General features: G+C 58.0%; 22 protein-coding genes. 3 read left to right on the forward strand and 19 right to left on the reverse strand.

Translation table 11 applies throughout. The features are described 5' to 3' along the window. Positions 1 to 2: 2 nt before the first annotated feature. The 11 genes from KVQ82_RS20780 to KVQ82_RS20830 form a co-directional block, all read right to left on the reverse strand. The gene (locus KVQ82_RS20780; RefSeq protein WP_222019471.1) at positions 3 to 236 is read right to left on the reverse strand and encodes a hypothetical protein; all 234 of its coding nucleotides are present in this window, start codon (positions 234 to 236) and stop codon (positions 3 to 5) included. A 55-nt stretch (positions 237 to 291) separates the two neighbouring features. Beyond that, positions 292 to 861, reverse strand: a complete 570-nt coding sequence (locus KVQ82_RS20785) for a phage baseplate assembly protein V (RefSeq protein ID WP_260687692.1) — start codon at positions 859 to 861, stop codon at positions 292 to 294. Next, entirely contained in the window at positions 858 to 1,397 is a 540-nt protein-coding gene (locus KVQ82_RS20790; RefSeq protein ID WP_222015545.1) for a hypothetical protein, read from the reverse strand. Before KVQ82_RS20790 ends, KVQ82_RS20785 begins: the two co-directional genes overlap by 4 nt. A 1-nt stretch (position 1,398) precedes the next feature. Next, positions 1,399 to 2,055: a hypothetical protein gene (locus KVQ82_RS20795; RefSeq protein WP_222015556.1), complete on the reverse strand. Its 657-nt coding sequence runs from the start codon at positions 2,053 to 2,055 to the stop codon at positions 1,399 to 1,401. Beyond that, the gene (locus KVQ82_RS20800; protein ID WP_222015558.1) at positions 2,052 to 2,372 is read right to left on the reverse strand and encodes a hypothetical protein; all 321 of its coding nucleotides are present in this window, start codon (positions 2,370 to 2,372) and stop codon (positions 2,052 to 2,054) included. Before KVQ82_RS20800 ends, KVQ82_RS20795 begins: the two co-directional genes overlap by 4 nt. Positions 2,373 to 2,374: 2 nt before the next feature. Beyond that, positions 2,375 to 3,370: a major capsid protein gene (locus KVQ82_RS20805; RefSeq protein ID WP_222015560.1), complete on the reverse strand. Its 996-nt coding sequence runs from the start codon at positions 3,368 to 3,370 to the stop codon at positions 2,375 to 2,377. 62 nt (positions 3,371 to 3,432) lie between these two features. Continuing rightward, positions 3,433 to 3,777 (reverse strand): head decoration protein, encoded by a 345-nt coding sequence (locus KVQ82_RS20810; protein ID WP_222015563.1) that lies wholly within the window; start codon positions 3,775 to 3,777, stop codon positions 3,433 to 3,435. After that, the gene (locus KVQ82_RS20815; protein WP_222015565.1) at positions 3,774 to 4,916 is read right to left on the reverse strand and encodes a head maturation protease, ClpP-related; all 1,143 of its coding nucleotides are present in this window, start codon (positions 4,914 to 4,916) and stop codon (positions 3,774 to 3,776) included. Before KVQ82_RS20815 ends, KVQ82_RS20810 begins: the two co-directional genes overlap by 4 nt. Further along, positions 4,913 to 6,397, reverse strand: coding sequence for a phage portal protein (locus tag KVQ82_RS20820; protein WP_222015567.1), 1,485 nt, complete (start codon positions 6,395 to 6,397; stop codon positions 4,913 to 4,915). Before KVQ82_RS20820 ends, KVQ82_RS20815 begins: the two co-directional genes overlap by 4 nt. After that, a complete protein-coding gene (locus tag KVQ82_RS20825; protein WP_222015570.1) occupies positions 6,397 to 6,603 on the reverse strand; it encodes a phage head-tail joining protein in 207 nt (68 codons plus the stop codon). Before KVQ82_RS20825 ends, KVQ82_RS20820 begins: the two co-directional genes overlap by 1 nt. A 44-nt stretch (positions 6,604 to 6,647) precedes the next feature. Then, positions 6,648 to 6,899 (reverse strand): hypothetical protein, encoded by a 252-nt coding sequence (locus tag KVQ82_RS20830; protein WP_222015572.1) that lies wholly within the window; start codon positions 6,897 to 6,899, stop codon positions 6,648 to 6,650. Between KVQ82_RS20830 and KVQ82_RS20835 the strand changes: the two genes are divergently transcribed. Continuing rightward, positions 6,898 to 7,335: a hypothetical protein gene (locus KVQ82_RS20835; RefSeq protein WP_222015574.1), complete on the forward strand. Its 438-nt coding sequence runs from the start codon at positions 6,898 to 6,900 to the stop codon at positions 7,333 to 7,335. The two genes, KVQ82_RS20830 and KVQ82_RS20835, sit on opposite strands and share 2 nt — an antisense overlap. Before the next feature lie 2 nt (positions 7,336 to 7,337). Here the strand turns inward: KVQ82_RS20835 and KVQ82_RS20840 are convergent, their stop codons facing one another. The 8 genes from KVQ82_RS20840 to KVQ82_RS20875 all read right to left on the reverse strand — a co-directional run bounded on the left by KVQ82_RS20840 (position 7,338) and on the right by KVQ82_RS20875 (position 14,792). After that, on the reverse strand, positions 7,338 to 9,359 hold the full coding sequence (locus tag KVQ82_RS20840; RefSeq protein WP_222015576.1) for a phage terminase large subunit family protein: 2,022 nt from the start codon (positions 9,357 to 9,359) through the stop codon (positions 7,338 to 7,340). 4 nt (positions 9,360 to 9,363) lie between these two features. Next, positions 9,364 to 9,927: a hypothetical protein gene (locus KVQ82_RS20845; protein ID WP_222015578.1), complete on the reverse strand. Its 564-nt coding sequence runs from the start codon at positions 9,925 to 9,927 to the stop codon at positions 9,364 to 9,366. A gap of 135 nt (positions 9,928 to 10,062) precedes the next feature. Further along, a complete protein-coding gene (locus KVQ82_RS20850; protein WP_217831755.1) occupies positions 10,063 to 10,407 on the reverse strand; it encodes a phage holin family protein in 345 nt (114 codons plus the stop codon). 191 nt (positions 10,408 to 10,598) lie between these two features. Then, the gene (locus tag KVQ82_RS20855) at positions 10,599 to 11,081 is read right to left on the reverse strand and encodes a hypothetical protein (RefSeq protein ID WP_222015580.1); all 483 of its coding nucleotides are present in this window, start codon (positions 11,079 to 11,081) and stop codon (positions 10,599 to 10,601) included. Then, positions 11,074 to 11,412, reverse strand: coding sequence for a hypothetical protein (locus KVQ82_RS20860; protein ID WP_222015582.1), 339 nt, complete (start codon positions 11,410 to 11,412; stop codon positions 11,074 to 11,076). The genes KVQ82_RS20855 and KVQ82_RS20860 overlap by 8 nt, the downstream gene beginning before the upstream one ends. Then, entirely contained in the window at positions 11,409 to 14,108 is a 2,700-nt protein-coding gene (locus KVQ82_RS20865) for a DUF5906 domain-containing protein (RefSeq protein ID WP_222015583.1), read from the reverse strand. The genes KVQ82_RS20860 and KVQ82_RS20865 overlap by 4 nt, the downstream gene beginning before the upstream one ends. Next, positions 14,105 to 14,311, reverse strand: coding sequence for a TraR/DksA C4-type zinc finger protein (locus tag KVQ82_RS20870; protein WP_134785633.1), 207 nt, complete (start codon positions 14,309 to 14,311; stop codon positions 14,105 to 14,107). The genes KVQ82_RS20865 and KVQ82_RS20870 overlap by 4 nt, the downstream gene beginning before the upstream one ends. Further along, a complete protein-coding gene (locus tag KVQ82_RS20875; RefSeq protein WP_119427029.1) occupies positions 14,304 to 14,792 on the reverse strand; it encodes a phage regulatory CII family protein in 489 nt (162 codons plus the stop codon). Before KVQ82_RS20875 ends, KVQ82_RS20870 begins: the two co-directional genes overlap by 8 nt. Positions 14,793 to 15,210: 418 nt before the next feature. Between KVQ82_RS20875 and KVQ82_RS20880 the strand changes: the two genes are divergently transcribed. Together KVQ82_RS20880 and KVQ82_RS20885 are read left to right on the forward strand one after the other, a co-directional pair. Next, positions 15,211 to 15,909 (forward strand): LexA family transcriptional regulator, encoded by a 699-nt coding sequence (locus tag KVQ82_RS20880; RefSeq protein WP_240783206.1) that lies wholly within the window; start codon positions 15,211 to 15,213, stop codon positions 15,907 to 15,909. Between the two features lie 329 nt (positions 15,910 to 16,238). Beyond that, positions 16,239 to 16,805, forward strand: a complete 567-nt coding sequence (locus tag KVQ82_RS20885) for a deoxynucleotide monophosphate kinase (RefSeq protein ID WP_222015585.1) — start codon at positions 16,239 to 16,241, stop codon at positions 16,803 to 16,805. Positions 16,806 to 16,810: the final 5 nt, after the last annotated feature.

Below are 16,810 nucleotides of genomic sequence, written 5' to 3' on the forward strand. Positions count from 1 at the left end.
ACCTACTCCTTGAGCTGCTCGTATTCAGGGTGAGCCTTGAGGTACTTCAGCGCGACGTCATCACCCGCCTCGACCGAGACCAGGCTCTTGGCCACGGGAAGGGTGCGACCGTCCGGAAGGATCACCGTACGCGAGGTGTAGAGGGTGTCGCGAAATTTCACTGCGGATGTGATCGAAACCGGTGGGGTTACGGCGACAGGATCCTGCCCCGATGTATCGTCTTGAGGTTTGGCCATGATTGCTCCGGGCATGAAAAAGCCCGCACAAGGCGGGCCGAGTTGGAGAGTTTCACTAATGTTTGTGGTGGTTGCTGTTGCCGGTCGTGTCCAGTATTGCACCATCGCTGGTGATGTCTCCGGTGACGTGCAGCGGTCCCTTGATGTTCACCTTGGCTTCGAGATCGATCGTTCCCGACTTCACAGTGACAGCGCTGTCGGTCACCTCGGCTTGAGTTGACCCGACCTTGATGATGACGGTGCCGGTTGGCAGGCTGATGGTGTAGCTCTTGGCTTCCCAGTCGTAGATCAGGGATCCGCCGTCCTCAAAGCGCCAGACTTCGACGTGGTCACGGTTGTCAGGCGGTGGCCCGCCGTTACCGTACAAGCCGGGAATGAACGTGCCTTGTGCCACTTCGCCACTGGCACTGATCAAGGTGCCCTGCTCATTCAGGCTCGGCGCTCGCCAGTGTCGTGCCTTGCCGGCGGCGACGCTGTGCCAGCGCACCCAACCACTGACCCATTCACCGTCCGAAACGCGGCACACCGGTGGTGACGCCGTAAGATCCACCGCCACCACGTAGCAGTCCTTGACCAGGCCAGCGAGCATGCGGTCATGCTGGGCGCTAACGTAGCCGCCGCTCATGGTAGATCCTCCGGCGCAAAGTACTTGTCCTTGTTGGCCAGGCCAGTGTCAGGCTCCACGCCGAACAGCAACGTGCCCGGTGGTTGATCGGGCCACCGCCATTGCGTTTCGCCGAGGTAGATCTGCTGCGTCCATTCCACAACCCAGACGGTGTAGCCGTCCAGTTCCGGCTTCGTCCAGTCCTGCATGGCCTGAACAAACTCCGCCGGTTCAACTTCCACACCCCACGACTGCATTCGCAGCAGCACGGCCAATTGACCGGCTATGAACACCGCTTGCTGATGGTGATCAGGCTGGATCGGGTCGGTAATAACACGCGCCTCGAACTTGCAGGACAGACCCGTTTCGCCGGTTCCCGGATCCAGTCCCGGCTCCATCTCTGCCAATTCGACCAGAACCGCCGGCAATGCGATGCGATCATCAATGTTCGGCCAGACCGCAACTGTATGGATACCTGGCAGGTGATCCTGAATATGCCGCTCAATGGCTTGATACAACTGCTCCAGGCTGAAAGGCTCGTCGACTTGATCCGTCATGTCATGTCCCCTTCATATGCTTCTGCAGTTCAAAATTGAGTTCCTGCTGCAGGACGTGCAGCAACTGTTCGTCGGCCTTGCGGATCCAGCTTTCGAAGTGTGGCCGCGCCTGCTCAAGCGATACCTTGGCTTTCGCCAGTGGAAAGCGGCTGCCGTGTTCGGCGATCCAGCCCGAACTGGCTCCGCCTGCCCCGCTGACATCGCTGTCAGGGTAGTCACTGGCGTTAAAATGCTTGCTGGCTGTGCGGATCCAGACGTCCGCGCTGTTGCCATAGACCTTCTTGAAGAACGCGCCCTGAAAGCGTCGACCGGCCACCGATACGCCGGACTGACTCTGCCGAGGACGACCGATGCGGCTGGCTTCCATGGCGTTGAGGCCGAACCAGAGTTTGCCGCTGTTGGCTCCCCCGCTGACCGGGTAGGCCCGCAGGCGCTGCCGCACTGCTGCTACGGCGATACGTTCCTGACGGCCGACAGCGCGGGCGATGTGTGTAGCGAGCCAACGCAGGGTTTTGTTGATGGCTCGGCGCTGAGCAGCGGCGGCAGCCTTGGGCACCAGGGCGGCGAAGTCCTGAAAGGCTTTCAGGTCTGCCGCCGAGGTCTGCAGGGAGATCATCCCGCCGCCGGCCGAGGGCTTGAAATAACTGCCGACACTCATGGTCGCTTCCTCAGGATCAAGGCGACCAATCCGTCACCGCCCGGCTCCAGCTGCAGCAGGTCGTAGTCGCCGCCGCCGTCCAGCTCCGGCAGATCTACGCTCACCAGCAGCCCTTTTTTCAGGCCGTGCGAATCACGGACGCGGATCTCGAACTTCGGCTCCCGCAACGCCGTTCTGATACTGCCCATCTTGGGCTGCAACCAAGGCGCGGCGAACATGCCGAGCACCGGTTCGTCGTAGCCCTCGATCCGGGCCGTGTCGCCGAGGGTTTCGAACACCGTGTCGTCGATGTCTTCCAGCAACTCCCGGAAGGCCATGGTTACAGCTCCAGGAGAATCTGCGCCCGTGGTCGTGTGCACAGGTGCAGCGGATTGGACTGAGCTTCACCGGCCATGCCTTTCTTGAACGGCAACGGTTCGATCATGCTGTAGTACGGAATGCCTTGGGTGTTGACCGTTTCCATGTAGTCAGCCGGCGCAAACACCGAGATGTACAGATCCGGCACGCCTTCAGGGATCAGCAGCGCCTTGTCGTCATGCACGAACGAAATGCCAGCTACCTTGCCACGGTAGCGCTCCCAGATGATGCCGCCGAACTCAAAGCTTTCACGAGCATCGCCGCGCAGGGCTGCTGCCTGCTGGCTATTGAGGTACGTCTCCTTGACCGACTTGTGAACGATCAGCTTGTTCCAAAAGTTCTTGCCGCAGAAGGCGCGAGCTCCGGTGCTGGTCACGCTACCGAGTGCATCTTCCTGCATGTCCAAGGCCTCACCGCATTTAACCCGCAGCTCAGTGCTCGGGTCTGCCAACCCCATCGACAGCTTCTGACGTTGCACACCGAAGCGGTCATAGAGGTCCAGCAGGACCGTCGAGCCATCGGCGTCGAGGATCTGACCATTCAATGCGCCCATGCGCTGAAACTCGTGCGTGGCGTCCAACTGGCGCCGCGCCTTGGCCAACCGTGCATTGACTACGTCCTGCACCGCCTGCAGTTCAGTGCGGGTACCGAAGGCGCGGATGCCTTGAATCTCGTCAGCCTTGATGGTGAAGCGCTCCGGCAGGTGCACGGTGTTGAACGGGATCAGGTTGCGCTTGCTGCCTGCGACCACCAAGCCGGACGTGCCACGCTCACCCGCCGGCACCAGGGCCAGAGTGTCGCCGTCCTTTTCAATCTGCACGGTCAGAGTGGTGATGCCTTCCTCGCGGAACAGACCCAGCGCGCTGATGCGCCCCGGCAAGTAAGGCTGATCGTTGAGTGCAGCGGTCAGCGAATCGACGCTGAATGCTTCGTCGTCAAAAATGGCGATATCGGCCATGGGTACTCTCCAGAAACGAAAAATCCCGCACACGGCGGGATGCTTACAAAAGAAGGATCGACTTAGCGGACGATCACGAAGTGAGTGGCGAGGGCTTTCTCGGCGGCCAGATCCAGGCCGGTCAGGTGTGCTTCGCTGACCTCGGCCAACCGCACCACGGCGCGACCGCGACGAACGACGTCCGATTCGCCGAGTGGGCCGTAGAGAATGGCGACGGCGTTTTCCGTGCCGTCTTCGGCGGTCGGGTTGTACGGGGCGAATTCACTGGTCGTAGCCACCAGGCCGAGGATTTGACCCGGCTCCAGCGCCGGACCAGCCGCAACATTGATTGCTTCCCGGGAGATGTTGCCGGCGCCCTCGGACAGCAGGAACTCACCTGCATGCATCGGTTCGCGTTTGATGGTCATGGTCTTGCTCCTTTAGAGGCTTGAGATTGAGCGGCCTGACGTGCCGCCCAGATCGACGGCGGATCGGGTTGTTTGGCTTGATTTTTGGGAGCCGGGTCTTCGTTCTGTGGCAGGCTGTTGTCGATCTCGAAGCCTCCGCCTTTCCCCACGACTTTGTCGAAGAGCCGCGCACGCACGGCGCTGGTATCCAGTCCAGCTTGCACAAACTCCACCGCAAACTCTGGCAGCCGGGCGGCCACACATAGATCGCGGATCGACTTGGCTTGGGTGATCGCTGCCTTGACGGTCGCCTCGTCGACCAACTTGGTGGTGGCCAGCAGTGGCTCGATCAGGTTGCTCATTCCGCCTTGGTTACAGGACTTGCTGATCAGCACAGCCAGCGCCGCCGCATCCGCAACAGGCTCTGGAGGTTCCGGATCGTCGATCACTGGCTCGGTCGGTTTCGCGGGTTCGTTGAGCAGATCCAGCAGCGCCTGGGGAGTGTGCTGGTACTTCTGCATCACCGTGCCCTGCCCCAGGCACGCTTTGATTTGTACACCGTCGCCGACCTCGTCGGCCAACCCGAGGGCCACCGCTTCGCGGGCCGTCAGCCAGGTCTCGGCATTGACCAGACGCCGCAGCTCGACTTCGTCGATGTTGGGCGCCTTGGCCTTGTAGGCCGTGATGATGAGCTCCAGCGCTTGATCCAGCGCGTTCGCAACCTTGCGCATGTCCTCGGCATCACCCGAGGCGTACGTCCACGGGTTGTGGATCATCAGAGCGGCGTTTTCCGCGATGACCACGCGATGAGCGCCGCAGACTGCAACGCTCGCGGCACTGGCAGCCAAGGCATCGACGCGGCCGGTGCAGCGTTCGCCCAATCGCGACAAGGCGTTGTGAATGGCCAGACCATCAAACAGGTCGCCGCCGATGCTGTTGAACGCCACAACAATCGGTGAGGTGCCGTCATCCAGCTCGGCAAGGTCACGCACGAACTGATTGGCGGTAATACCCCAGGTGCCGATCTCGCCGTAAACGTACACCTCGATTGTGCGTTGTTCGGCTTCACCGCTGGCCCGGAGGCTGTACCAGTGTTTGTCTTGCACGGACAGTTGCCCGTCCAGCTTGTTGAAGATCCGTAGAGGGAACGGCGGTTTCATGGTTTCTCCTGGTCGTCAGGGTGGGTATCGACCTCGACGAGCGTTCGGTAATTGAGGCCCAAGTCGCGGGCACGTTGAGCGTCAGCCGCGTTCTCCGCGTCGACGGCTTCGGCGTCGTAGCCAGTGCGCAGGCACATCTCACTGCGCGAGGCGAATCCGGCGTTGACCTCCAGCATTCGCGCTTGCACGTCCTGTACTGGCTGGATGTAGGCCCAGCCTTGAGGCACCCAGCGAGTGCGCAGAAATTCGCGGCGGCGACTGGCGTAATCCGGTAGGCCAATCACCCCAGCCAGCACGGCCATGTCCAGCCACGCGGCGCGTACCGGCCGGCAGAGCTGGTGGATATAGACGTTGAATTGCAGCTGTTCGAGGCGGCGTCGGAACTCGTTCAGCACCACACGCAGCGCCCGGTCGTTGATGCCTTTCATGTCACCGGTAAGGATCTCGTAAGGCGTGTCGGTGCCGGCCGCTGCGGCCATCAGCTGCTGACGCATGAAGTCCGGGTAGTTGTTGCCGGCGTCCGGTGGTTTGGAGAACTCGACCTCCTCACCGGCACCCAGCTCCTGCATGGTGCCGGGCTCAAGCGCGACCATCGGTGTGAAGCCGTCGCGGTCGGTGGCGATCAACTGCCCGGTGACCGGGTCGCGAGGTACTTGGCCCATGTCCTGCGACGGACGCTTGATGAAGCCGGCAAACAGGTTTGAGACCTCCTGCCGAAACAGCACCGCGTCGTCGTAGTTGTCCAGGCTGCGCAGTCGCTTGAGGACTGGTGACATGCGAGGCACGCCGCGTAGTTGACCCGGTTCCAGCGGTTCGAAGATGTGCAGCACCTGGCTGGCCGGTACACGCACCAGCTGGTTATAGCCACTGTTGAGCGACGACGCGTCACGCGGGTGCGAGCGGTACATCCAATAGGCCACGCGCTTGCCGGCCGGGTTGAACTCGATCCCGGCGCGGATGATGTTGCCGTCGCGGGTGGTTTCGAATTTGTCGTGCGGCACAAACTCCGGTGCCAGGATCTGCAGCTGCAGCGGCACGACCAGGCCCTCGTCGAGACTACGTGGACGCAACCGGGCAAAGCACTCGCCCGCTGTTTCGACGGTGCGAGCCACCAGTGCCTGCTGCCCGTAAAAGTCGCAGAGGCCGTCTGCATCCGACTCGTCGGCCCAATCGTCCCATAGTTCTTGCAGCAGAGTTCGCAGTGCTTCGTCCTTGACCTTCGGGCGCGGCGTGATGCCGGTGCCGATCAGGTTGCTGACACGCTTGTTGATCGCATTGGCCGCATACGGGTCATTGCGCACAGCAGCCCGCGACCGGGCTCGCAGGTTGCGTAGCGCTGGGGTGTTGATGCTGTTGATGCCGTTATCGGAAGCATCCCAACTGGCCGAACGACGGCCCTCTCCGGCGCCTTCGTAGCTTGCCTTGATGTTCGATGGCAACAAAAATCCGCTACGCGTCAGTGCCGGAAATTGTCGAGACATCAGATTCCCTTGCCTCCGTGACTGAGCCGCAGGACCCGCGAGCGCGGAGCGGCAGCGCTGATTAGCGAACTGCGGATTTCTTCACGAGCGCGGAGCAGTTCGTCGACGTCGCGGTACTCCACCGTTCGGTCGCTGTAGCGCACGGTCTTTTCACCGCGTGCAATCGCGCGCTCGATAGCATCGAGATGCTTTGAAGTAAATGACATAGGGCACTCTCTAGATGGGCACTGGCGAAGTGATATATAAAACGTCAGGTGAAATTCTGGTTTCTCGATTGAATTTCTTGCCTGAAGCTGCCTCCGGCTAAAACATGCGCCAGAGCTTCGGCCAACTCTTCAGGTGCGATCTGGGGAAGTCGCAAGGTCCAAAAAGTACGAGCTCGGACCCAGTCCATTCGTCCTGTTAACTGTTCTGCAACCACTCGGCGCAGCTCCTGTTGAAGTTCTGCTGCGGCCTTTACTTTTTGCGCTCGTCGCGCTTGTTCATCGGAGTTTTCTGACATGGCTGTCTCCAACATTGAAAAATTTGACGACATCACAGGCAAAATTTTTGCCGTCCTTTATCAACACTTCCCGATCCCTCAAGCACTCATGGCTGAGGACTTTGTCGAGAACGCCAAGCAGCTCGACGACTTTCTAGGCACTGAAGTACCTACAGAAGATGCTGATTTTTTTCTAGCGACAGCCGAATGGCTGAGGCAGGCGGGGTACATAAATTGCGCGCCGGATCCCTATCTCTATGTTTCTCACGCTGTCCTAACGGCCAAAGGTCTGGAGGTCTTGAAAGCCATTCCAGAAAGCGTTTCTTCAAAGGAAAGCATTGGGGAACAATTAGCTACCACCGCAAAAGAAAGCGGCAAAGAAGTAGCTCGTGGGCTGGTATCTGAAGCTTTAGGTCTTGGAGTTAAGATTTTTAGTCCCATCATTGGACTAACCTGAAGCTAGCGTCTCTTTAAGTAACCGCTGGTAGAACTGCGGCGTTGAGGTGGTGCAGTTGGTGGTCGGGTTGGAGCGACTAGTACAGCAGGTCGTTGTACGGCTTGAGCCTGTCGTACGGCCACCGGTTCAGGTGTTGCGCCTTCCTCGACGCGCTCAGCCTGAACCGGTTTGACACCAAGCACGTCGTCGAACAGACCGGACTGTGCCAGTGCCTGGCGCACCCGATCCCAGTCGTGTTCCTGGTAACGGTTGATGCCAAGGTAATGAGCCATGGCCAGGCAATACACCATCAGGTCGAGGGCTTCGTTGCGTTCGGCCTTTCCCTTGACCCATTCGATACGCTTGTGACCGCGCACATAACGAACGACTTTGCGCTCGGCGACGCACTGGGCGAAGAACTCGTCCGGCAGGTCATTGGCAAAGTGCAGTGAACCCGGACCGTCCGGGAACGGGTAGCGGTTATAGATCCAGTCCTTTGCCGTGTCGGTGCCGACGAACCACAGCTCGGCGCCGTTGCGTTCGGTCTGGCCTTTCCAGGTCACGTCGACCAGGGACGGGCGCTGTGCGATGACTGGCCTGCCCGGCTTGCTCGCGCCTTTGATGGCAAAAACGTTGCGCCAGCGGCGAACGCGGCAGAACTGGTAGACCTCGTCGGTGTGGTGACCGCCGGAGTCGACGCCAACGGCAAGGATGCCCAGGCCGATGCCGCAAGGATGCCGGTAGCGAGCCTTGAGTTTCTCGTCCAGCACAGCCCAAGTGCGCTCGTCGGCTGGATCGCCCCAGATGACCTGGTGATCGACCACCCAGCGTTCCATGCCGACACCAAAACCCATCACCATCATTTCTAGGCGATTAGCCTGGACGTCGACGGCACTGGTCAGCATCAGCACACCGGCCGGCATCGCACCGAGGGTGTAGGTCTCCTGCCGCGCCCGGGCGATCAGCACCTCAGCCTTGGTCTGTTCCTGCGCACTGTCCCAAACCTTGGCCAATCGGGTGTTGTAAAACACCTGCATGGGTTCAAGATCACCTTTGCTTTGAGCGGTTTTTGCCTTCTCGAACTGCATGGCCAAGGTGCGCCAGTCCATCCAGCCGGGTGGTGAATAGAGAGCGTTGAGGTGGAATCCAACTGTCTCCCCGTCGCCTTCAGCATGCGCACGCCATTCGCCTTGAGCAAGCATTTCGCCCTTGTGGTGTTCCTCGATCAGCACATCACATTCGCCTGCAGCGCATTCGTAATGCACGGTGCTGAAATCGTCGCTGTAATGCAGACGCTCCCACTCAAGTACCTGCATATGACCGCAGTCCGGGCATGGCACGTAGTAGTGACGTTGATCGCTACCTTCAAAGAGATCCGCTATCCGTGAAGCACCTTTGATCGTTGGCGAACTGGAGAAATAGAATTTGGCGTTACGACCGAAAGTACTCGCCCGGGTCTCCGCCAATTCGATGGGATCCCCCTCTTCTCCGATGTCGACTTCCCAGCGGTCAATTTCATCACCGTAGATGTAGCGCGCCGACAGCTCCGACAGGTTGGCCGCAGAACCAGCAGTGGTGACGTACAGCGAGCCACCCTCGAACTCCTTGGTGTCCATCGTGTTGACTGCATCACGCCCGGTCGCGATTCGCTCGCGTAGAACAGGTGTGGCTTTGATGGTCTTTCCGATCCGTGACGACACCCGCTTAGCCAGGCCCAAGCTCGGCAGCAAGGTCAGGATATTTGATGGCGCCATGTGGATCAGCCCACCTATCCAGTTCAGCGCAATCTGGGTTTTCATCAACTGCGAAGCCACCATCGTGACTACACGTTTACTGCGATGTGCCGGTGACAGGCAACGCATAGGCTCGCGAGCATATGGCGTCCGGGAAGTGCGGTACCGACCTGGCTCGGCAGCACCTGTGTCGCGCGGTATGCGCATGTACTCGTCAGCCCATTGATCGACCCACAGCTCAGGCTCAGGGCGCAGACCACGGAAGTACGCCGCCCGGTAAACCTCGGCACCGTCTGCAAGTTTGGCTTCCATAGGATCAGTTTCCGAGAGTTAGGGCGTGGTTGAAGTCTTCAGTAGACAGGCGCTCAGCCTCTTCAAGCGCTTGGCGGATCTCAGTCAGCAGGTGCTTTTCAATGTCCCATGTGCTGGTCATGGCTGACAGCACGGGGGCAAGTTTGGGTGGCAAGCTCAGTAGCAAATCACGAGTTATGCGCCCGCTCGCAAATGCAGCTTCGTCGACGACTTCCCGATCAACCAATTCACCGGCGATCTTTTGAAGGTCCGCCTCGGCCCTCTCAGCCTGCGCTAACGCCAACCGTGTTTTAGCTTTGTGATAATCCGGCGCAGCTTGCGGGGCGGAAGTGGGAAGCGCGGAAGCGATCCACGGCTGCTGGCCCGACGCAGCGGTGACCGGTGCGATACGGGTGCCTGAATTGCTGCGGGCTGGATCGCCCGTCATTTCCAAATATTGATCGGTGGCTTCGACATCGATCTTGCCATCCGAGGCGTAAATCAATCGGCCCTGCTTGGCCAGTTTGCCGACGTACTGGCGAGACCAACCTTTGCTGGCCGCGTATTCCGTTCGGCTCAAAACGGTCATGTAAACCTCCTGTCAACCTAGGGCCGTCAACCTATGTCAACCTCTGTCAACCAACGTGAAAAAATCGGCCAGTCGCAAGATCCCGCGGGTTTCCGACCCCGTACCCTCCGAATAACCCCAGGGTCCCCGGCGGTTTCAGGCTGGTCCGCCGCCATTCGGCGGGACATCGCACACGCCAAGCCGCTTGGCAGCCCAGCGTTCGTACAAGCCGATGGCAACATCTGCACCGGCCATTGCCGTGAGACAACCCAAGGCGCCCGCCGTCCAGAGCGACATGCCCGCCGCGATCATCAGCATCATTGCCGAGACTCCGCAGACAATGCAGGCACCGGATCGCAGCGCGAGCCGACGTATCAACGCCCAGCCCCGGGCACCATCCTTGTCTGCTCGCCACATCTCACCGGATACGCCGCCGACCAGAGCCAGGACGATCACCAACCAGATCGGCATTTCTGCCAGCGCTTGCTGCTCATTTGTCATGTTGTGCCTCAAGTGAAGGAGCATGCCGAACACAAAAAAGAAAACCCCACCGGAGGGCAGGGTTTTCAAAGTCGCGGCATACGCCAGGACGAAGTGCACAGCACGTGCTCGGGGTAGCGCCAAGGCGCAGAATCCATATCGTGGAGACTTTTTACCCCCTGAGTACGGAACCGAAAAGGGGGCATTTTCGGTTATCCAACTTGACGCAACTTTGACGCAACTTTGAGGAGACTTTGAGGTAAAGCACCCCGACCAACGGTCAGCCACTTACGTGCATCTTTACGCTCGGTCAGCACCTCAAAGAGTCGCACATGAAGGCGGTGCACAAGATCGTAGTAGGTTTGCTTCGCCTTTGAGACGTAGCCCAATTCATGCATCTGCGCTGCCCATGTCGGTGCAGGGTCAAAGCCGTAACGCATAACTGCCAGCTGTTGCAGCCTTTCGCCCCGACCATCTTGCCGGGCGATCTCGGAAAGGGCGGCACCAATTTCCTGCGCAATTGCATCTGGACCCGCACCACCGCCGAGAAGGATCCGAGAACCGGGTGTGCCTCGCGGCGCGCAACCGCCCCATTCCATGATCGTCGCCATCGGGCTACCCATGCCTCCGGCTTCACCGGCGTGTCGGCATTGCTCGCCCCAATGTTTCAGCAACAACTCCATCGCCTCAATCATTGCCCTGCCCCCGTAAAACCCAACCCAACACAGAAATACCCCAACCCGACACAAATCCAACACACATAAATCCCTTTAAATTCAATGCTTCAATCAAACTTGAGTTGAGTGTGTTGGGTTTGTTGGGTTTATCAGTCTTCGCATAAGAAAAAATTCCTTCCGTTGAATTCGTTGCAAAGAACGTCATGCATGCGCGTGCGCGACACAAAACCCAACACACCCCACACAACACCCGCGAAGGCATGTAATTCGGGCACTCAAATTGTGTGGAGTATTCAAAATCAACCCGACACACACTCAACACACCCAACACACTTTTGAAAATAGTCATGCTGCAAGCGCCTTGATGTGATCCCAGCTGTCCACGTGCCAGCCCGCCAGCCTGGCCTTTGCCCGCCAGTTTTCCACCTGCTTGCCCAGCTCGGCCGCCTTGAGTGATGGGGGCGGGGAAGCATCCAGGTCCGCGGGAAAGAAAAACGCGCCGAAACGACGGTTATTGCCATCAGTCCAAGGTATTGCACGCGATTTATCCACCTCGGAACTGATGAACAGAGAGAATTTCGTCTGACTCATCACATGCTCTTTGTTGCGCTGACACCATTCGAGAAACAACGAATAGAGGTCGGTCGATAGACATGGCCCCCAAAGCCCATGCCCCAGCTCGCTGTACTTCCACAAATGCAAGAATGTTTGCCAGCCGGCCCGACTCAAGGCCACCAAACGCTCACGCGCCTCGGTCGATGGCGGCCGCGTGCGCTGGTTGAAGTCCCCTAGATCGACCGACAGTAACCAACCATAGAGCGCCGCCACCCCACCCTGCTCCAGTTCACGACCAATCGCCTTTTGCCGAGCGACTGGTAGGGTCTCCATAGGCCACATAACCAGCATTCGTCGATCACTGTCACTGATTGGCCACGGAAGAATCTCGTTGCTGAGAAATACCGCGTTCATATGGTTGGCTTCTTCCCATCCATTAATGAACTTCGACTCCATCCGCACCGTTTTACCAGTGATCAAGTGCTTGATCTTGCCCACTTGGTTGTAACGTTGATCGCGACTGACCACCTCTTCAAAGACGGACCACAATTTGCGGCTTTGCCACGCGTTGAAACTACTTTCCAACTGCGTCTGACCAACAGTCGCTGCGTATTGGCCGTAAAGCATGCCGAGTGCGTCAGCGAACAAAAGGCTCTTGCCAGAACCTTCCATGATCGAATGCATCAATACAGCGGTGTCCATCTTGGCGCCCAGGTGCTGCAGCGGATACGCCAGCCAGCGAGTTAGCCAATCGGTTGCAGCTTCATCGTGGTTACATAGAAATGAAATCAGCCAACGCAGGTTGGCACACGCTGCATCATCCCTGACTGGCTCAAGCGGCAACCCGTCAAAGGTATTGATGTACACCGCAGGATCCTTCGTCATGGTCGGATCAAACACGATGTGTTCAACATCGACGGTGCGGCGTTCGCTGCTGTTCAGCCACAAGGGGTAAGTGTCACCCAGCGCCATCTTCACCGCGCCCTCGGCTATGCGCCGCTTCTTTTCGCGATCCCAAACGTCTTTGGTGCCATCGATGTAAACGTAACGATCGGTTGGAGACATCCCGAATGCACCGCCCTTCTTCCCAGCCATGCGGCGCGCCTGCTCGATCTCGCGAACATGGTCGTCAGAAATCAGTCTCTTTCCGGTGTCGTCCAACCAGGCTTTGGCCAGTGGCTTGCCCACACGAGCTTCGAAGGCGGACTTCTTCATTACCTTCGATTGGTCGCAATCCCACACGTGCGTGGTGCCTTCTACCAGCGCAAAACGACGCAGAATGTGGTCCAGCGTTATGACCTCCCCCGCCCCCCCATCAGGAGCAGGAGCGGCCTCGCTGGACGGGCGTGTTTCGTCGGAGGTCGGCCCGCTCAATTCACCGGATGGGGTGGGGGGAAGATCATTAGGATCTGGACGGGCGGCGTGTTGCATGCCCAACATTCGCGCAGCATCCTTCACAGCCTTCGACTGGTCGCCGCCGTGCTCGAGTAAGCAGAACACTTCAAAGGCGTCGTTCTGATGTCCGTTCGCGAGAGGATCAGCACCGTGGTGCGAATAAACCTTGCCCTCACTGATCGTCACCCCTGGCAGACCGGTGCTGCTTTGAGGGTACAGCCACTTATTGCCTCGCTTGATGTACCCATGGGAGCGAAGAAGCTCCGCAACATCGTGACAACGGTTGAATTCATCAATTACCGAGGGCCGTTTGCCACCACCGAGCGCAGGACGCTTTGGGGCTTTGACCGGTGGCTTCGGTGACGCAATCGCCCATGGACACGCAGCTTCAGCATCTCGCTTAAAAAACTCCCAATTCTGCCAAATGGTAAGCAACTCTTTGGTCAGCGTGGGCAGCCCGTCAGTAGCACTTGGAGCGGTTTTCCAGATGTAAGGTTTGCCGGTACCGGGATGAATTGATGGTGGAAATACGTCTTGCACCAGTCCCGCACGTAGCTCAAAGACCGTGAAGCGTTTGAACGGCTCGGCTTCGGTTCGTGCAGCAGCTTCTGCGGCAAGATCACCCTGCTCTTTCGCAGCCTTGGCCTTGTCCATCAATCCTTTGAAAATCGAACCATCCGGGTCTTTTTCATTCGGCCATGAAAGCGAGTGACGCGTGAGTTCGATGCCTTCCGGGACCTTGAACACAACCCGGAATCGCAGCGGATTCCCGACAATAGTCGGGAACACCACTGCCATCGCATCAAGGTCCAGGCCCAACAGTTCGTACAGAACATGTCGCGTCCACTGAACGTCATCAACATCCAATGAACAAACGCGGCTCGGCCCCAGCACGACGCCAAGGTTGTGATTTGGGTTTCGTTGCCAGAACGCCTCGGCCGTGTCGGCGTCGGTGATATAGCCTCCGGGCTTATTCCACCCTAGGCCTTTCGGAGCCTTTTCACCTGGATCAATCGATACAAGTGCCAAGTCAAAAGTACTGATGTAACGCTTTGCCCATGTAGCGATGGCTGTTCCTTTGCCCGATTCACTCATCGCCGGGCCTCCCGCAGCTCCTGACAAGAGACGCAGGTCTCGCAACCTTCAACCTTCTGCTGTCGTAGCAACGGGATTGGTTCATCGCAGTCGTCACAGAACTGCGCGCTAACGCGGCTCGATGGCACGCGGCGATTACGATGAATAGCAACATCAAGCAGGTATTGCGCCTGCTCGTTTGCGCGGTCGATATCATCAGCCATTGATGCGATCCTCCATCGCCTGACGGGCACCCGCCATGATGCCGAGGACTTCGCGAATCACATCCATTCCGTACTTTTCGAGATCCACGACTTCATGAAGCTCCCAGACGTTGTCCGCCGCGCCGTCATGCATCTTGGCCACGAATTCACCGGTTTCCCCGAGTAGCTTACCGACCGCTTTCAAGGCGTCACGGGTTGCCGGTACGGGCACGGGCCGGTACCAAACCGCACCTGCTGGTCGCATCAATGCGTCCAGTAGGCGTGGATCAGCGGTCAGCCTGATCACTTCCTCAAGCTCATCTGGATTCAGCCAGCGGCGTTCTTCATCGAGCTTGAGTTTCTTCTGGAGGGTGTCGTTGTCCAACACCATTTCAAAGGCAAGGGCGGTAATTCCGCCCTTATAGTCACGACCAGCGCGATAGATCGCTTGGCGTAGAGGCAGGACCGGACCAGCGTCCGGCAAAAGATCTGTGCGACTCATAACCGTAAATCCCCTATTTACGGTGTAGCCATAGCCCAGGGTAAACCCTATCCTACGACCACGACCGATGTGCATGTGCTGTGTATCGTCGTAGCTGGGCTGGGGGATTCTTTGGTGAGAGGCCCCAGCTCAGCACCTTTTAAGCTGCCGACTTAAGATCGGCCGCTTCTTTCTCTTGGGTGTATAGGCATTCGATTGCCTTACCCGTTACGTATCGAACATCTGCACCTTTCGCGGCGCGATTGATAGTCGGCTGGGTTGTTCCTACGCGATCTGCAATAACTCTCTGGGACAAGCCAGACCGAAGCAGCTCCGCAAGCATTTCTTGGATAGTCATATCGTTCACCGATGCGCTTTCGCATTGGCCGCCACAATACACAAACGTATTGAATGATTCAATACACTCGGCGATACGTTTTTGAATCAAGGCAGAGAAAAAGTGATCGGAGACCGCATCGCCCAACGCATGCAGGAATTGGGGCTGTCAGAAGGCGAACTCGGCCGACGCTCCGGCGTTCCGCAACCGACGATTCATAGAATTGTGACGAACGCGGTAACCAGCCCACGCCATGAAAATATCGAGAAGATCAGCAAAGCCTTGAAGGTCAGCAGCAACTGGCTTTGGAAGGGAGGCGAACACAAAGACCCGATGATTGATCAGGGCGCGCCATCTGCGAATGAGACCAACGTTGAACCTGGGCCAGCTATTAAAGGCTACGTCCCTCTCATCTCTTGGGTTCAAGCCGGCGCATGGTGTGAGATTGAAGACGTTAGGACCCTTGATGATGCGGAGATATGGCTCCCATGCGCCGCATCCCATAGCAGCCAAAGCTATGCCTTGCGAGTACGTGGACTATCCATGTTCAATCAACATGAACGTAGATCCTTTCGAGACGGAGACATCATCTTTGTTGATCCCGCGAAAGATGCGGAGAATGGTTCTCTTGTAATTGCCAAGCTCATAGATAGCCAAGAAGCAACTTTCAAGCAATTGGTGATGGAGGGCAGCCGCCGGTTTCTGAAACCGCTGAATCCAGCATGGCCAGAGCCGATCATTGAGTTAGGGGCCGACGCAATCATTTGTGGCGTAGTATTTTCGAAGCTTGAAATTTTCTAATACATAACCCAAAACAGGCCCGCAGCGATGCGGGCTTTTTTTGCATCGTGAAAAATTCAATTCAAATTCGTATTGACTGAATCAATACGTATTTGTATCGTTTGCATCGTAAATCTCTCACCAAAGAGTACGGACATGCAAACAACACAGCACAACAACACTCGTTGCCCGGTGTACCTACACCCATCAGCTTGCACTAACCCAGAAGCCGTAAAAGAGATTCAAAAACGCACCGGCCTACTGGTAATCGTCGCGCCTGGCACTCGCTTAGCACCGGCAAAAGTAAATGTCATCACTCACGGATGCGCACCGTTCGGGGGTGATGCAGCATGAAGCCTCTTTTAATTGGCATCGCTGGCGTCGCCCGCTCAGGTAAAGACACCGCCGCGCAGCATCTGGTAAGCCACCATGGATTCCAGGCTTACGCGTTCGCAGACCCACTGCGTGACGGTCTGATGCACATCCTCAACTTGAGCCCTTGCGACTTCGACGGTGCCCAGAAGGAACTGCCGCTGCCATGGCTCGGCCGATCCCCTCGCCAGTTAATGCAATCACTTGGCACCGAGTGGGGCCGCAACAACGTGCATCCCGAACTCTGGCTGCTGCTTGCGGAACAGAATCTCGACCTACTCGCTCGCACCCACGACGAAACACGCGGCTTTGTCGTCAGCGATGTGCGGTTCGAAAACGAAGCGGATTTCATCCGTAAACGTGGCGGCGTGGTGATTCACATGGAGCGGATAGCAGCTCTCACCGTCAACCAGCACAGCAGTGAAAACGGTGTCGTGCGCGCCCCGGGAGATATCTGGCTACCGAATGATGGGCCGTTCGAAGAGTTGTTCACCAACCTAAACCATATTGTGGACACCCTGCACACCCGTGCTGCGGCGGCCTGAGGCAG

Origin of the sequence: Pseudomonas sp. AO-1 (assembly GCF_019775695.1) — a bacterium.
In the GTDB taxonomy this organism is placed as follows: Bacteria; Pseudomonadota; Gammaproteobacteria; order Pseudomonadales; family Pseudomonadaceae; genus Aquipseudomonas; species Aquipseudomonas parakoreensis.

Coding starts and splice junctions, on each gene's coding strand:
- KVQ82_RS20865 (WP_222015583.1), bottom strand. CDS start 14,108: ATGAGTGAATCGGGCAAAGGAACAGCCATCGCTACATGGGCAAAGCGT.
- KVQ82_RS20805 (WP_222015560.1), bottom strand. CDS start 3,370: ATGGCCGATATCGCCATTTTTGACGACGAAGCATTCAGCGTCGATTCG.
- KVQ82_RS20795 (WP_222015556.1), bottom strand. CDS start 2,055: ATGAGTGTCGGCAGTTATTTCAAGCCCTCGGCCGGCGGCGGGATGATC.
- KVQ82_RS20790 (WP_222015545.1), bottom strand. CDS start 1,397: ATGACGGATCAAGTCGACGAGCCTTTCAGCCTGGAGCAGTTGTATCAA.
- KVQ82_RS20845 (WP_222015578.1), bottom strand. CDS start 9,927: ATGACCGTTTTGAGCCGAACGGAATACGCGGCCAGCAAAGGTTGGTCT.
- KVQ82_RS20815 (WP_222015565.1), bottom strand. CDS start 4,916: ATGAAACCGCCGTTCCCTCTACGGATCTTCAACAAGCTGGACGGGCAA.
- KVQ82_RS20825 (WP_222015570.1), bottom strand. CDS start 6,603: ATGTCATTTACTTCAAAGCATCTCGATGCTATCGAGCGCGCGATTGCA.
- KVQ82_RS20820 (WP_222015567.1), bottom strand. CDS start 6,397: ATGTCTCGACAATTTCCGGCACTGACGCGTAGCGGATTTTTGTTGCCA.
- KVQ82_RS20780 (WP_222019471.1), bottom strand. CDS start 236: ATGGCCAAACCTCAAGACGATACATCGGGGCAGGATCCTGTCGCCGTA.
- KVQ82_RS20855 (WP_222015580.1), bottom strand. CDS start 11,081: ATGATTGAGGCGATGGAGTTGTTGCTGAAACATTGGGGCGAGCAATGC.
- KVQ82_RS20785 (WP_260687692.1), bottom strand. CDS start 861: ATGAGCGGCGGCTACGTTAGCGCCCAGCATGACCGCATGCTCGCTGGC.
- KVQ82_RS20810 (WP_222015563.1), bottom strand. CDS start 3,777: ATGACCATCAAACGCGAACCGATGCATGCAGGTGAGTTCCTGCTGTCC.
- KVQ82_RS20885 (WP_222015585.1), top strand. CDS start 16,239: ATGAAGCCTCTTTTAATTGGCATCGCTGGCGTCGCCCGCTCAGGTAAA.
- KVQ82_RS20875 (WP_119427029.1), bottom strand. CDS start 14,792: ATGAGTCGCACAGATCTTTTGCCGGACGCTGGTCCGGTCCTGCCTCTA.
- KVQ82_RS20830 (WP_222015572.1), bottom strand. CDS start 6,899: ATGTCAGAAAACTCCGATGAACAAGCGCGACGAGCGCAAAAAGTAAAG.
- KVQ82_RS20870 (WP_134785633.1), bottom strand. CDS start 14,311: ATGGCTGATGATATCGACCGCGCAAACGAGCAGGCGCAATACCTGCTT.
- KVQ82_RS20840 (WP_222015576.1), bottom strand. CDS start 9,359: ATGGAAGCCAAACTTGCAGACGGTGCCGAGGTTTACCGGGCGGCGTAC.
- KVQ82_RS20860 (WP_222015582.1), bottom strand. CDS start 11,412: ATGACTATTTTCAAAAGTGTGTTGGGTGTGTTGAGTGTGTGTCGGGTT.
- KVQ82_RS20835 (WP_222015574.1), top strand. CDS start 6,898: ATGGCTGTCTCCAACATTGAAAAATTTGACGACATCACAGGCAAAATT.
- KVQ82_RS20850 (WP_217831755.1), bottom strand. CDS start 10,407: ATGACAAATGAGCAGCAAGCGCTGGCAGAAATGCCGATCTGGTTGGTG.
- KVQ82_RS20800 (WP_222015558.1), bottom strand. CDS start 2,372: ATGGCCTTCCGGGAGTTGCTGGAAGACATCGACGACACGGTGTTCGAA.